The 13,445-nt window shown below is 60.8% G+C and carries 17 protein-coding genes; all 17 read right to left on the bottom strand.

What is annotated here, in order from left to right:
- Positions 1 to 34: 34 nt before the first annotated feature.
- The 17 genes from fliQ to fliS all read right to left on the bottom strand — a co-directional run bounded on the left by fliQ (position 35) and on the right by fliS (position 13,445).
- Positions 35 to 304 carry a flagellar biosynthesis protein FliQ gene (fliQ, locus tag VF694_RS08125; RefSeq protein WP_003804652.1) on the bottom strand — a complete coding sequence of 90 codons (270 nt, stop codon included), beginning with the start codon at positions 302 to 304 and terminating at the stop codon, positions 35 to 37.
- A 9-nt stretch (positions 305 to 313) separates the two neighbouring features.
- Positions 314 to 1,084 (bottom strand): flagellar type III secretion system pore protein FliP, encoded by a 771-nt coding sequence (gene fliP, locus VF694_RS08130; RefSeq protein ID WP_039944016.1) that lies wholly within the window; start codon positions 1,082 to 1,084, stop codon positions 314 to 316.
- A 7-nt stretch (positions 1,085 to 1,091) separates the two neighbouring features.
- The gene (gene fliO / locus VF694_RS08135) at positions 1,092 to 1,367 is read right to left on the bottom strand and encodes a flagellar biosynthetic protein FliO (protein WP_003804646.1); all 276 of its coding nucleotides are present in this window, start codon (positions 1,365 to 1,367) and stop codon (positions 1,092 to 1,094) included.
- 30 nt (positions 1,368 to 1,397) lie between these two features.
- Complete coding sequence (gene fliN / locus VF694_RS08140) at positions 1,398 to 1,901, bottom strand: flagellar motor switch protein FliN (protein ID WP_003804644.1); 504 nt, start codon at positions 1,899 to 1,901, stop codon at positions 1,398 to 1,400.
- On the bottom strand, positions 1,898 to 2,905 hold the full coding sequence (fliM, locus tag VF694_RS08145; RefSeq protein WP_059317899.1) for a flagellar motor switch protein FliM: 1,008 nt from the start codon (positions 2,903 to 2,905) through the stop codon (positions 1,898 to 1,900). The genes fliN and fliM overlap by 4 nt, the downstream gene beginning before the upstream one ends.
- On the bottom strand, positions 2,906 to 3,391 hold the full coding sequence (locus tag VF694_RS08150) for a flagellar basal body-associated FliL family protein (RefSeq protein ID WP_230406276.1): 486 nt from the start codon (positions 3,389 to 3,391) through the stop codon (positions 2,906 to 2,908). It lies immediately after the preceding gene.
- Between the two features lie 212 nt (positions 3,392 to 3,603).
- On the bottom strand, positions 3,604 to 4,956 hold the full coding sequence (locus VF694_RS08155; RefSeq protein WP_440164064.1) for a flagellar hook-length control protein FliK: 1,353 nt from the start codon (positions 4,954 to 4,956) through the stop codon (positions 3,604 to 3,606).
- 12 nt (positions 4,957 to 4,968) lie between these two features.
- Positions 4,969 to 5,418 carry a flagellar export protein FliJ gene (gene fliJ, locus VF694_RS08160; protein ID WP_003804635.1) on the bottom strand — a complete coding sequence of 150 codons (450 nt, stop codon included), beginning with the start codon at positions 5,416 to 5,418 and terminating at the stop codon, positions 4,969 to 4,971.
- Positions 5,419 to 5,420: 2 nt separating this feature from the next.
- Positions 5,421 to 6,863, bottom strand: coding sequence for a flagellar protein export ATPase FliI (gene fliI, locus VF694_RS08165; protein WP_003804631.1), 1,443 nt, complete (start codon positions 6,861 to 6,863; stop codon positions 5,421 to 5,423).
- Positions 6,864 to 7,604 carry a flagellar assembly protein FliH gene (fliH, locus tag VF694_RS08170; protein WP_003804630.1) on the bottom strand — a complete coding sequence of 247 codons (741 nt, stop codon included), beginning with the start codon at positions 7,602 to 7,604 and terminating at the stop codon, positions 6,864 to 6,866.
- Positions 7,605 to 7,695: 91 nt separating this feature from the next.
- A complete protein-coding gene (gene fliG / locus VF694_RS08175; protein ID WP_039943984.1) occupies positions 7,696 to 8,706 on the bottom strand; it encodes a flagellar motor switch protein FliG in 1,011 nt (336 codons plus the stop codon).
- Complete coding sequence (gene fliF, locus VF694_RS08180; RefSeq protein WP_003804626.1) at positions 8,693 to 10,417, bottom strand: flagellar basal-body MS-ring/collar protein FliF; 1,725 nt, start codon at positions 10,415 to 10,417, stop codon at positions 8,693 to 8,695. Before fliF ends, fliG begins: the two co-directional genes overlap by 14 nt.
- A gap of 114 nt (positions 10,418 to 10,531) precedes the next feature.
- Positions 10,532 to 10,867, bottom strand: coding sequence for a flagellar hook-basal body complex protein FliE (fliE, locus tag VF694_RS08185; protein WP_003804624.1), 336 nt, complete (start codon positions 10,865 to 10,867; stop codon positions 10,532 to 10,534).
- Positions 10,868 to 11,009: 142 nt separating this feature from the next.
- On the bottom strand, positions 11,010 to 11,330 hold the full coding sequence (locus VF694_RS08190; protein WP_003804622.1) for an EscU/YscU/HrcU family type III secretion system export apparatus switch protein: 321 nt from the start codon (positions 11,328 to 11,330) through the stop codon (positions 11,010 to 11,012).
- Positions 11,320 to 12,603, bottom strand: coding sequence for a flagellar hook-length control protein FliK (locus tag VF694_RS08195; protein ID WP_003804620.1), 1,284 nt, complete (start codon positions 12,601 to 12,603; stop codon positions 11,320 to 11,322). Before VF694_RS08195 ends, VF694_RS08190 begins: the two co-directional genes overlap by 11 nt.
- Positions 12,600 to 12,935, bottom strand: a complete 336-nt coding sequence (locus VF694_RS08200; protein WP_003804618.1) for a flagellar protein FliT — start codon at positions 12,933 to 12,935, stop codon at positions 12,600 to 12,602. Before VF694_RS08200 ends, VF694_RS08195 begins: the two co-directional genes overlap by 4 nt.
- Positions 12,936 to 13,013: 78 nt before the next feature.
- Positions 13,014 to 13,445: a flagellar export chaperone FliS gene (gene fliS, locus VF694_RS08205; RefSeq protein ID WP_003804615.1), complete on the bottom strand. Its 432-nt coding sequence runs from the start codon at positions 13,443 to 13,445 to the stop codon at positions 13,014 to 13,016.

The raw sequence follows: 13,445 nt of genomic DNA on the forward strand, positions 1-13,445 counted from the left end.
TGGGCTCACGGCAGCCTCCTCGCTCCGGCCTGTCCTAATTGACCAGGCCGGGAATGCCGCGTAGCAGGCCCTGCATATAGTCGACCATATTGTTGATCAACCATGGGCCCAGCAGCACTACGGTAATGCCCATGGCCAGCAGCTTGGGGATGAACGACAACGTCATTTCATTGATCTGGGTGGCCGCCTGGAAGATACTGATGCCCAGACCCACGACCAGCACCACGATCAGCATGGGGCCGGCCATGGACAGAGCCAGTTTCAAGGCGGTATAGGTCATGGACATGACGGTTTCGGGAGTCATGGCGGTCCTTTATTGATAGAAGCTGCGGGCCAGCGAACCCAGCAGTAAATGCCAGCCGTCGGCCAGTACAAACAGCATGAGCTTAAAGGGCAGCGAAATGGTCACGGGCGGGACCATCATCATCCCTAAGGACATCAGCACGCTGGCAATGACCAGGTCGATGATCAGAAAGGGAATGAAGATCGTAAAACCGATCTGGAAAGCGGTTTTCAGTTCGCTGGTGACAAAGGCGGGCACCAGCACACGCAAGGGAACTTCTTCGGGCGTTTGCAGCTCGCCCACGCCCGCCATATCGCCAAACAATTTCAAGTCGGCTTCGCGGGTCTGATGCAGCATAAAGGTTTTCAGGGGCTGAGCGCCTTGCTCCAGGGCCGCCTCAAAGCTGATCTTGTTTTCCGACAGCGGCTTGTAGGCGTCCTGATACACCTGGTCAAACACCGGCGACATCACGAAGAAGGTCAGAAACAGAGCCAGACCCACCAGCACCGTATTGGGTGGCGCTGTCCCCGTGCCCATGGCATTGCGCAGCAGGCCCAACACGATAATGACACGGGTAAAGCCGGTCATCATCAGCAGGGCCGCCGGCAGAAAGGACATCATGGTCAGCATGGCCAGGGTCTGGATGCTGAGCGACCAGGTTTGCGAACCGTTCGGGCCCGCGGTGCTGGTGATGGCCGGAATGGCCTGCCCCACGGCCTGGGAAGGCAGGAACAGGCAGATCAGAGCCAGAAGCAGAGCGATACTGACGTGTGCTCGGGCAGGGGATGAAAATGCAGTCATGATGCGTTCAGCGGGGCGCACGGTGCTGGTCCAGATGGGTCTGGAAATCTGCCTCGGGGCTGGCAGACGCCTGTGTGTGCAACAGGCTGATCTGCTGGGGAGTGATGCCAATCAGAATTTCGCGCTCGTCAATCCGGATCAGGGCGACGCTGCTGCGCGGGCCCAGCCGCCGGTTGTCCAGAATCTTGATGCGTTGCTGATTCTGATTCCTGAGCAGCCCGCCGCGGCGGGCCACCCAGGCTGCTGCCAGAATCAGGCCCACAACCAGCAGCAGGCTAAGCATGATTCTGACGAGCTGGGCTTGTTCCATGTTCTAGCGACGACCGTTCAGTCGCTGGATACGGTCCGAGGGCGTCACAATATCGGTGACGCGAATCCCGTACTTGTCGTCTACGACCACCACTTCACCCTGGGCGATGAGGTAGCCGTTCACATAAATATCCAGGGGCTCTCCGGCCAGGCCATCCAGCTCCACGACCGAGCCCTGGCCCAGTTGCAGAATGTTCTTGATGGTCAGGCGGGTGCGACCCAGCTCTACCGACAGCTGGACGGGGATGTCCATAATCATGTCGATATCGGTGGTTGCCGTGTTCTGGGCCGGTTCCATGGGGGGGAACAGATTGCTGGCCGGGCTGGGTTCGTGCACCGGCGTAGCCGCGCTTTGCTCGGCCAGGGCCGAGGCCCAGTCATCTTCCAGGGGCTGTTCCAGACCTTGGGCCTGGGTGCTGCTTTGGGTGCCGGCCTGTTGCTCAGCCATCGCGGCTGCCCAGTCGTCCTCGGGCGCAGACCGGTCGTTAGGGTTGTGAGGGTCGCTCATAGGGACTTACCTTTAGTCAAATCGCTGTCGTTGGTGGCCAGGATGTTTTCTACCCGCAGGGAGTAACGGCCGCCGGAAGTGCCATACTGGCATTCCAGAACCGGCACCCCATCCACGTGGGCTTCAATTAGAGTGGGGATGTCAATGGGCAACACATCATTGACCTTGAGCTGAGTGAGCTCGGCAATGGTCATGTCGATATTGACAAAGTTGGCAATCAGCTCGACTTCGGCGCTGCGCACCTGGCGCGAGAGCTGCTGGGTCCAGCGCTGGTCGATGGCATCGGTGCCCTTGTCTTGCAAGGGGCGCGTCAACAGGTCGCGCACCGGCTCGATCATGGAGTAGGGCAGGCAGATGTTCAGATTGCCGCCTTGGGCGCCGAATTCAATATTGAACGAGGTCACCACCACGATATCGTTGCTGCTGCTGATGCTGGCAAACTTGGTGTGCATTTCCGAGCGCATGTACTCCGCCTCAAGCGGGTAGATCGACTCCCAGGCGCCGCAATAGCTCTCCAGGGTCAGGGTCAGCAAACGCTGGATAATGCGTTGTTCTGTGGTGGTGAAGTCGCGACCTTCCACACGCGTGTTGTAGCGGCCATGGCCACCAAACAGGCTGTCGATAATCAGAAAGACCAGGTTTGGGTCGTAGGTGAACAGCGACACGCCACGCAGAGGCTTTAAGGCAACCATGTTCAGGTTGCTGGGCACGGGCAGGTTGCGCTCGAAGTCCGAGTACTTCTGAATGCGAATGGAGCCGACGGTAATGTCGGCGTTGCGGCGCATGAAGCTGAGCATGGTCGAGCGCAGCCGACGGGCAAAGCGCTCGTTGATCAGCTCCAGCGTCTGCATGCGGTGGCGCACCACCCGATCTGGCGAGGTCAGGTCATAGGCCCGCACGCCAGAGAGGTTTTCATTCAGGGGCTTGGTGTCAGCGCCTTCGCCGGTAACACCGGCCAGCAGTGCATCGACTTCGTCTTGGGATAAGAAGCTCTGATACGACATTTATTGGATGACAAAGGCGGTGAACAGGACATCATTGATGTGCGGAACAGCAGGGTTGGGCGGGTAGGGCTCTTTCAGGCCCGCGCTCAGCTGTGCAACCAAGGCTTGACGCCCTTCGGAAGTCTGGATGTAGGTGGGACGCTGTTCAGCCAGGATCTTGAGCACCCGGTCACGAACCATGGGCATGTACTCCACCAGCATGGCGCGCGAACCATCATCCTGAACGCGCAAGGTGATGCCCACATACAGAATGCGCGAGCGGCCATTCTCGTTCAGGGTGACGGTGAACGGGTCCAGCGGCGCAAAAATGGGCTTAGCGTTGATCTTGACGGCGGCAGGCTCGTCAGGGGCAGGCGCGGCTTCAACCGACTGGCCTTTTTCTGCCCAGGCCAACCACGCAGGCGGGCTGCTTTGTTGCCAGGAGTAGTACAGGGTTGCGCCCACGCTAGCGGCGATAATAAACAGAACCAGCAGACCGGTTTTCATCAGGCGTGCAAGTTTGGTGGGTGCTTTTCGGGCCATGTGATGTGAGCGATGTATTTTCTAGCGTATGACAAACAGACAAACGCATGTCTGGCCTGAGCCTGACTGCATGCCTGAGCTATTGTGCCGGAGGTCAGACAGGACAGGCCCGGCGAATAGACGCTGCTTTTCGAGCTTAATCATGCTTTTTGCCGGGCGGTCCGTGGGGCTGGGAGTCAGGCGAAGGTATCAACCAGCGCATCCGGGTTCAGCGAGCGGGTAGCGCTGCGGTTCACCAAGAGGTCGGTCTCCTCTGGGGATGCCACCGTGTTCAGGCTGAAGGCGGCCTGCTCGCCCTGGCTGCCTTGGGCTGCCAATTGCTCGCGAAAGGCCTGATGCGAGGCGTGCTGGTCACCCACGTCCGCCTGGCCCAGAGTCAGGCCGTTTTCCGCGAACTGCTGTTGCAGTTGTTGCAGGGACTGCTCCAGGGCCTGACGCACTTGGGCGTGGGGTGAGGTAATCATGGCGTGGGCCATGCCGTCCTGCATCTGCAAAGTAATGCGCAGGGGGCCCAGTTCCGGCGGGTCCAGGCGGATATCAGCACTTTGAATGCTGCCTTGGGCTTGCTGGGCCAGTGTAATCATCTGGCGTCCCATGGCAGCGCCCCATTCAGGGGATTGAACCGGTGTGGCAATGGCCAGCGTCATTGCGCTGGGTAAGGCGGCGGGACTGTTAGCCGGGAGCGTGCCGGGCGTGGCGCTCAGTTGGGCCAGCAAGGACGCATCCAGAGCGGGCAGATTCAGGTTCACGCCTGCACGAGCATCCTCCGCCATGTGTCGACCCAGGGCCGCCAGAGACGCTGAAGCGTCATCCATCAGATGAGCTTGAGACGACGCTGTGCTCGCGACGAGCTTGGTGTTAAATGCGGTGTCGTTTACGACGTGGGCCGCATTGACAGCCGCTTTGCGGACGGGGGTGGCAGCCAGCGGATTACTGTTCTCAAGGGATTTGGGCAAGGCCAGTTCAGCACTCAGGTCAACATCTGCTTGCGCCGCAGTGGTTTCCAAGGGGGTCGCCACGGCTGCGGCGCGGGTACTGCTCAGCTCGGCGGCCAGAGTCTGGCGCGTGTGGGCGGCGGTCACAGGTAGCGTGCGCTCTGTCTGCGCTGCTTTGATCTCGGTTTTGCTGTTCTTGATGGCTTGCACTTGCGACAGAATGGACAAGGCCATTGCGGGCAGGCCGCTATCGGCCGGTGCCTCGGTGTCCAGCTCCAGGTCGCTCTGATCGGCGATCATCAAGGCCGGGTCTGTGATCAGGGTGTCCAGCTCACTGGCCCCCGCTGGCCCGGCTACTGTCTCAGCCTGTTTGGGGCTGCGTGCGAGAGCCTGGGTGTGAGCGTGGTCCTGTCTGGCAGCGGTCCCTGTCTTGCCAGCCCCTTTGCCTTGCACGTGTTGCTGTTGCGTTTGCAGATGCTGGGCAAAGCCTTCGTCCTTGGGCGCGTGCGCAGCCGCAGGCCCGGCCGTAGGGGCGACGGGGGCCGAGGGTGCGGCAGGAGCCGCAGGTAAAACCGAAAGAGTGGGCGAAGTCATGGCGGCGCTTGTTTAATAGGCGGTCTGGCTGCGGGTAAAGAGACGAGCAGCGATTTCGTCGCTGTTTCGTTGTTCCATTCTTTGCTGCTGGACGTGTTGAGTCTGGAGACGACGATCGATCAGGGTTTCATAGGCTTTCAGGCGTTGCTGGTGGCCATACCAGATCTGTCGTCCCTGTTCCATCTTCTCTTCCAGCGCATGGATAACACTATTTTGCTGGGAAATGGCCTGGTCCAATGTCACGATAAAGCGGCGGAAATTGTGATAGTTCGCCATGGTTACCCCCGCCTGACCCACATTGAGCAGGCGCTGGGCATAGTCCTGTCGATAGGTTTGCAGCATTTCCAGTTGCGATTGGGCCGCATCGCGCTGCGTGCGCAGTTCCTGCAACTGACGGGCGGCGTCGTCAACCTGATTCTGACTGAGATCGACCAGCGTATGTAAGGAGGCGTTGGCTTTCATGCTTATTGCTCGCTATTTAAAACGGCATTCAACTCATCAAAGGCGCGTGGCATATCCACACGTTGCTGCATGCCCTGGCGCAGGTAGGCTTCTAGCCAAGGGTAGCGATCAATGGCCTGGTCAATGGCCGGGTCGTTGCCCCGGGTGTAGGCGCCCACCGCAATCAGGTCGCGGTTGCGTTGATAGCTGGAGAGCAGACCCTTGAAACGGTGCACCATCTTGACTTGCTCAGGGTCCACGATGCTGGGCATGACCCGCGAAATGGAGGCTTCAATATCAATGGCAGGGTAGTGGCCGGTTTCGGCCAGACTGCGCGACAGCACAATATGGCCGTCCAGGATTGCTCGGGCCGAGTCGGCAATCGGGTCCTGCTGGTCGTCGCCCTCGGTTAGCACGGTGTAAAACGCCGTGATTGAGCCGCAACGGCCCTGCGCATTCGGTTCGCCATTACCGGCGCGTTCCACCAGTGCGGGCAGTTTGGCAAATACCGAAGGGGGGTAGCCTTTGGTAGCGGGCGGCTCGCCGATCGCCAAGGCGATCTCGCGCTGCGCCATCGCATAGCGCGTCAGCGAGTCCATGATCAACAGGACATTTTTGCCCTCATCGCGAAAAAACTCGGCCAGACGGGTGGCATAGACCGCGCCTTGTAAACGTAGCAGGGGAGAGACGTCAGCCGGGGCAGCGACCACTACCGAGCGTTGCAGACCTTCCTCGCCCAGGTTGTGCTCAATGAATTCCTTGACTTCTCGGCCCCGTTCGCCAATCAGGCCGACGACAATAATGTCGGCCTGGGTGTAGCGCGCCATCATGCCCAGGAGCACACTCTTGCCTACACCGGAGCCGGCAAACAGCCCCATGCGCTGACCACGACCGACGGTGAGCAGACCATTGATGGCGCGCACGCCGACATCCAGCACCGTGTCGATCGGGCTGCGCTTGAGCGGGTTGGGTGTGGTGTGGCTGAGCGGGACGCAGGATTGGGCGTCGATCGGACCCAGGCCGTCCAGCGGGTTGCCGCTGCCGTCCACGACCCGGCCCAGCAGCCCCGGGCCAACCGGAACGTGGCGAGAGCGGGCCTGGGCAGGCAGCCTGTCGGGTTGATCGGAGTCGGGCAGGGGAACGGGGGGCTGCAGTTGGGCCTCGACGGGCACCACGCGTGCCCCTGGCGGCAGGCCTGAAATTTCGCTCAGGGGCATCAGGTACAGGGACCGGCCCTCAAAGCCCACAACCTCGGCTTCTGCCCAGATATTCTGGGCGGCAGACAGCTCCACTTTACAGGCGGCACCTACTGCCAGTTTCAAACCTGTGGCTTCCAGCACCAGACCGGTGGCGCGCACGACACGGCCGCTGCGCAAACTGGGCTCGATCGCTTGTACCCGTTGTTGCGCCGATAGCAGTTGGGCACGCCAGCGTTCGGGGGTGGGGGCCAGCTTGGCAGGGACCATTCAGGGCTCCGAGGGGACCGCTAAGCCCAGGCTGGCCAGTGCCCGTTTCCAGCGGGTTGCAAAGGTCGCGTCGATATCGCCGTAGCTGGAGCGCACTCGACATTCGCCACGTTGCAGCTGGGCATCTTCCTGCAGGCGCCAGGCGCGGGGCTCGCCCTGTTCAATCAGAAATTCACGCACCAGACTGATGTCGTCCGGGTGCAGGCTCAGTTCCAGGGCGCTGGTATCACCGGGATCGCTGCGCAGCACCTCGGCGACCAGATCGCGGATGCGGCCGGGCTCGGAGGTGATGGTGCTTTGCAAGACATGCTCGGCAATGCGGGTGGCCAGCTGAATCAGCGCCTGCCCCATTTCCTGATTCATCATTTCGATGGATTGGGCGCAGTTCTGGTTCAGGGCAACAAATTCCTTGATGTACTGATCGATTTGTTCTTGCGCCTTGGCCATGCCGGCGCTGATGCCGGCCTCATAACCCAGGGCATGGCCGCTTTCCTGGCCCGCAGCCAGTCCTGCTGCGTGACCTTGATCGAAACCAGCCTGATAGCCTTGCTGATGGCCTTCTTCCTGTGCCTGACTGCGCTGCTCGTCCAGTTCGCGTTGCAGCTCTTCCTGGGTGGGAGGCACAAATTCTGGTTCTTGCGGCTCGTTGGCAGGGGCCGGGTCATCGAGCCCTTGCATCTGCCAGCGGGTCCAACTGTCCTGCAGCTCTGAGTACGCCGAGGCTTTGCGATGGCTGGGCATCTATAGGCCCCCTTGACCAGCGCCGTGCGCCAAGGCCGGACGCAAAAAACAAACGGCCCACGCCAGCCGGGCCTGTTCAGACACGGCCATCCTAGACATACTCGTCCCCGCTCAGGCCACCCAGTGTGATCTGGCCGGCTTCGGCCAGACGGCGTGCCACCTGCACAATGGCTTTTTGCTCCTGCTCCACCTTGGACATGCGGATCGGGCCCTGGGCGTCGATATCCTCGCGCAACATTTCGGCGGCACGGTTGGACATGTTGCGAAAGAACTTGTCGCGCAGCTCTTCGGGCGCGCCTTTGAGGGCGATAGTCAGTGCAGAAGTTTCGATTTCCTTGAGCAGCAACTGGATAGCGATGTCTTCCACATCGGCCAGGTTCTCGAACACGAACATTTCGTCCACGATGCGCTGGGTCAGGTCGGCATCCATGCCGCGCAGGCTGGTCAGTACGGACTCTTCCAGGCTGGCGTTCATGTAGTTCAGCATCTCTGCTGCCGTGCGCGGCCCGCCCATCTTGCTGCGTTTGGCGCCCTGGCCGGACAAGATGCCGTTCAACACTTCGGTCAGCTCGTTCAGCGCGGTAGGCTGTACGCCGCCAAAGGTGGCAATGCGCAAGACCACATCGTCACGCAGGCGATCCGGGATGTGTCCCAGAATATCGGCGGCACGGTCACGTTCCAGGTGTACCAGAATGGTGGCGATAATTTGCGGGTGCTCGTCGGCAATCAGCTCGGCCACGCTGGAGGCGTCCAGCCAGTTCAGGGCGTCAATACCGCTGCTGGCGCCTTCGCCGTTCTCCAGCAAGTCCTCGATCAGGCCAGCGGCACGGTCCGAGCCCAGCGCTTTGGTCAATACCGAGCGGATATAGGCGTTTGAATCCAGCGCCACGGCCATGAACTGGTCGGCTTCCTGACGAAAACTCTCCAGCGCCTCGTCCATATCGGCACGGGTCAGCTGCTTCAAGGAGGCCATTGCCGTACTGAGCTGCTGCACTTCACGGGGCGAGAGGTGACGAAACACTTCGGCAGCGGCATCTTCCCCCAAGGACATCATCAAAATCGCACTGCGTTCGATGGAGTCGTCCGGTTTAGCCGTTTTCATTTTTTTCATCTTTGTTTAACCAGGAGCGCAACACCATAGCCACGGCGCGTGGATCGTCGTGAGCCAGCTTGCGGGCGGTGTTCAGATTCTCTTCGTAACGGCTCATTTCAGCAGCGCGCTGTTCAGCGGCATGCTCACGAGCGGCATCCTCTTTCTGACGCTCGACGCGGGCATCCGCCACCGCCTTGGCCTGAATCAGGCCCTGGACGATGGGGTTGATGACGATGCGCCACGCCATGAACAGAATGAATGCAAAGACCACATACTTGATCAATTCCATGGCCAGCTCTCGGTACTCCGGATTTTTCCAGAAGGGGGTATCAATATCGCCTTGCTCGTTGAACTGACCGTTCACCACGCTCAGGCTGTCGCCTCGCTCAGCCGAGTAGCCTACGGCCTGTTTGACCAGATCGCGGATTTTGTCCAGTTCTTCCTGGTCCAGCGGCTGGTTGTCCTTGTCGGTGTTGCGATAGTTCACCACCACGGCCACCGACAGACGGCTTAGCTGGCCCATGGGCCCTTTGACGTGGCTGATCGTGCGGTCCACTTCATAGTTGACGGTGGAGTCGTTGCGCGCATTACCGGTGTTTTGCAAAAGACGGGCCTGCTCGGCCAGGGAAACCAGTGAAGGGTCCGTGCTGGCAGCGGCATCGGCCGTCTGTGTCGTGTTAGTTGCGGCCGTGTCATTACCGGCGGCAGCGGGCGCTTGTGGCTGAGTGGGAGCGGCTGGCGGGTTGACCAGATTGGCCGTGGCATTGTTGGGGGCCTGATTGCTCAGGGCACCGGGAACGCCCTGGGGCTGTTGCGGATTGCGTTGCAGGGAGGAACTGGTCTGCTGGCTGCGTACCGCTGCCTGGCCAGGTTGCTGATTGGGCTTGTAGACCTCGGAGGTCTGTTCGCGCCGTGAGAAGTCCACCTCGGCGGTCACTTGTGCACGCACATTGCCCGGGCCCACCAGCGGGTTCAGCAAGGTCAGAATACGTTGTACGGCGCGGTACTCGATGTCGTTGACAAAGTTGCGCTGCTGATTGTCCGCGCCCATCTCTCCCGCGGGTGCGGTGAGCAAACGACCATTCTGGTCGATGATGGAGACCTTGTCGGCTTGCAGATTGGGCACGCTGGAGGAGATCAGCCAACTGATGGCCGAGACCTGACCCTCACTCAGATCGCGGCCGGGGTAGAGCGACAGCACCACCGAGGCGGTGGGCGACTGGCGATCGCGTACAAACAAGGTCTCACGTGGCATGGCCAGGTGAACCCGGGCTTCCTTGACGGCATGCACGGCCTTGATGGAGTTGGCCAGTTCGCCTTCCAGCGCCCGCTGATACGTGACTTGCTCCGTGAACTGGCTGGCCCCAAAGCGGCTTTGATCCAGCAGCTCGAAACCGGCATTGCCGCTGCGCGGCAAACCTTGCGAGGCCATTTGCATGCGCACATCGTGGACCCGATCCTCAGGAACCAGAATCGCAGTGCCGTTCGTGTTGAATTGGTAAGGCACATTCATCTGGCCCAGGGCCGAGACGATGGCGCCGCCATCACGGTCGTCCAGATTGGAGAACAGAACCTGGTAGGTTGGGCCACGGCTCCACATCAGGATGGCGACAATCAGGGCGATCAGAGCCGCGCCCAGCCCGATCAATGCCGTCTTGGGCAGGGTGCGCAGCGTGTCGTAGCCAGGAATTTTATTCAGCATCTGTGCTGTCTGACTCATGGATGACCTTGGTGAGGCAGAGGCAGGGTTCTGCATGGAATCAGGGGAGTTCAAATCAGGACGTGCTCAGGCAGCATTAAGGGAAAGGGCGGCGGGCATGAAAGGATCAGGCGCTTACACCGGCATACTGGCAATTTCTTGGTAGGCGGCCACTAAGCGGTTGCGTACCTGGACGGTGGCCTGAAAGCCAACGCTGGCTTTTTGCAGGTCAATCATCACGTCATTCAAGGAGATTCCGGGCTCGCCCATTTCAAAGGCCTGGGCCTGAGCGCTGGCCTCGTTTTGCGCCTGTGACACCCGGTTCAAGGAGCGTGCCAGCTCGGCGGCAAAGCCCCCAGGCGCAGCGCTGCTGGCTGGGGAGGACACAGAACTGGAAGCCCCGGCAGCCTGCGCGACAGCGCGCATCTGGGCCAAAAGGTTTTCAATGCTGGAGAGATTGGAAATCGACATGTTCGCTTGCCAGAAAGTCAGGATGGGCTGCACGCACAGGTGCGGGCAGCTTGCCGTGCTTAATGTAACGTTTTGAACGCGAGGCTAAGCAGGGTATCTAAGCCCAAAAACAGGGGCTTTTCAGCCCTTCTAAACGAGGGCATCAAGGTTTTGAGGCATCGTGCAAGGCCTGCAAGGCTTGTGTGGCTTGGGGATGGCCTTGTTCCAGCGCATACAGCCAGGCCAGCAATTCGGCGACGGCCTGATAGAGCTGGGGAGGAATATGACGGTCCAGGTCCACTTGCATCAGCAGGCCCACCAGCTCGGGGGACTCGTGGACGTACAGGTTATGCTCCCGGGCCGTTTCGATGATTTTTTCAGCCAGGGTGCCGTAGCCTTTGGCGACTACGCGCGGAGCCCCATCCTTGGGGTCGTAGCGCAAGGCCAGGGCCTGCGGACGATGGGTCGGTGAATCAGGCTTCATCGGGCAGGTCCTGCGGCAGGGTCGGGTCAGCCTCGATCTGCAACTGGCTCAGAATCAGGCCCTGGCCCTGCAGGCGTTCACGCAAGGGCAGGCTGTGCTCGTCCAGGTAGGGAGCGGACTGCTCGGCCTGGATATGGACCAGCAACTGCTGATTCAAAAGATTGAGGCGCAGGGTGATCGGGCCCAGGGTGGGCAGGTCCAGTCGCACGGTGCTGGACCAGTGCTCTGTCTCTTCGTCTGATTGGGCTTCGTGACGCTGAACGCTCCAATCCATCTCCGCCTCTGGCCAGGCCTGGCCCTGCCATTGCAGACTCTGGTGGGCCAGTGTGTCCAGTTGCTGGCGCAGCAGCAGGCTGTTGGCCGGGTCCGGGGCAGAGGAGGGCGTTTGGCTGGCAGGGCTGTGGGCGGGTGCCGGTTCGGCCGAAGGGCGGTGCTGATTTTGTGGTTCCAGCTGCAGTTCGCTGACGCTACGTTGACCAAAGTGCAGATCACTGAGGTGAGACTCGTAAAACAAGCCGCTGTGTTGCAGGGCCTGGGGTAACGCCTGGGCGAAGTGTTGCGCCAGTGCGGCCGTGCTGCCGGTGGGCAGGGCTCCGGTGGCCGTCGTGCCCGTGGCCGCCGTCCCGGTGCCGGACAGGCCTGCGGGGTTTGCGGGTGTGCCGGCCGTGCCGCCAGCCGTCGCGCCTGGCCCCGTGTGGGCACCTCCCGTTGCGCTGCTGCCGGGCAAGGGCAGCCCTTGCTGAGTCAGGGTGGCCGTGGTGCTGGTGGCCGTTTGTGCCATGCCGGCGCGTCCACCTGCCTGACCATCGGTGCCGGGGCGGGCGGCTTCGCTGGCGTCTGCTTGCAGTGTAGGGTGGCTGGACAATAAGGCCTGTCTGCCCTGAATGGCGGGCGTTCGATCCGGAAAGCGCTCCAGCAGGGAAAGAATCAGTTGAGCGGTGCGTCCCAACGTTGTCGGGGCTGAACTGGTGGTGCTCGTATTGGGGCCGCGTGCAGTCAGGGCCGGATCGGTCAGGCTTTGACCGGTTTGTGTACGCAGATTCCGGCTGTCGCGACCCTGGGTGTGGGCACGAGCCTGATCTACGCTTTGGCGTTGATCTCGCGCGGTCTGATTTTCAAGGCGCTCGGCGCGTTGACTGCCCGGTGTCTGGCTGATCGCATCCGGTCGGGCGCCCGTGGCGATATTGCTTTGCTGTCCTGTGCTGATACCCAGAACGGCATCCAGCCGCTGAATAAGCAGCGTCCCCAAGGGGGAGGGGCCGCCAATGCTCATGGATGAACGCTAGGGCTGTAGTACGCTTGCAATACCGTTTGCTGGCGTTTCATATTGCCCAGCAGGGCGCCCAGCCGGCTCAGTTCCGGGGTGGCCAGGTGACGGATCTGGGCGTCATCGGCCAGAATCTGCGTCAGCAGCTGACGACGTGCCTGCTTTTCGGTTGCAGACAGATCTTCCATGTTTTTGAGTTTTTCCACGGCGAGTTGATAGTGTTCGGATTGCTCAAACACATCCTCCCAGCGTGCTGATTGGGCAAGCTCCAGCATGTGACGGGTGATGCCGGCGATTATTTGATATTGGTCGACGATCGGGTTAGAGGTATCGCTCATGTTCGTACCAGGCGCAAAAGGCGCAAAGGAGGTTGGAGGTGCGGATCAGAGACGCGCTCTGGTCTGCGAGCCCCGGAGTCAAGCTGGCTGCTTGGCACGTTGGGTGTCAACATTGCTGCGCCAGGCATCGGCAATATCGGTCAGCATACGTTCGGCCAGCGTCAGCTTTTCCGCGTCATTGCGAAGATTGGCCAGCATCAGGTTGTGCAGGATCAAGTCATAGGTTGCGACCAGATTGCGAGCCAGCTCTCCGCCCTTTTCGGTATCGACAGCCATTTTCAGCCCGCTATCGACGATATCGATGGCCTTCGATAAGGATTGCCCCCGCCCGGCAATATTGCCTTGTTCCATGTGTAGACGGGCTTGCAACATGGCTGTGCGCGCGCCGTTGAACAACAGGGTAATCAGATGTTCGGGACTGGCGCTCAGGACCTCGGTTTCCAGGCCTACCTGGGCGTAGGTGCGAACCGATTGTTGGCCAAAGCGACGGGAAGGGGCAGGATAGCTCAT

Origin of the sequence: Alcaligenes sp. Lyrl_28 (assembly GCF_051948705.1) — a bacterium.
GTDB lineage: Bacteria > Pseudomonadota > Gammaproteobacteria > Burkholderiales > Burkholderiaceae_B > Alcaligenes > Alcaligenes ammonioxydans.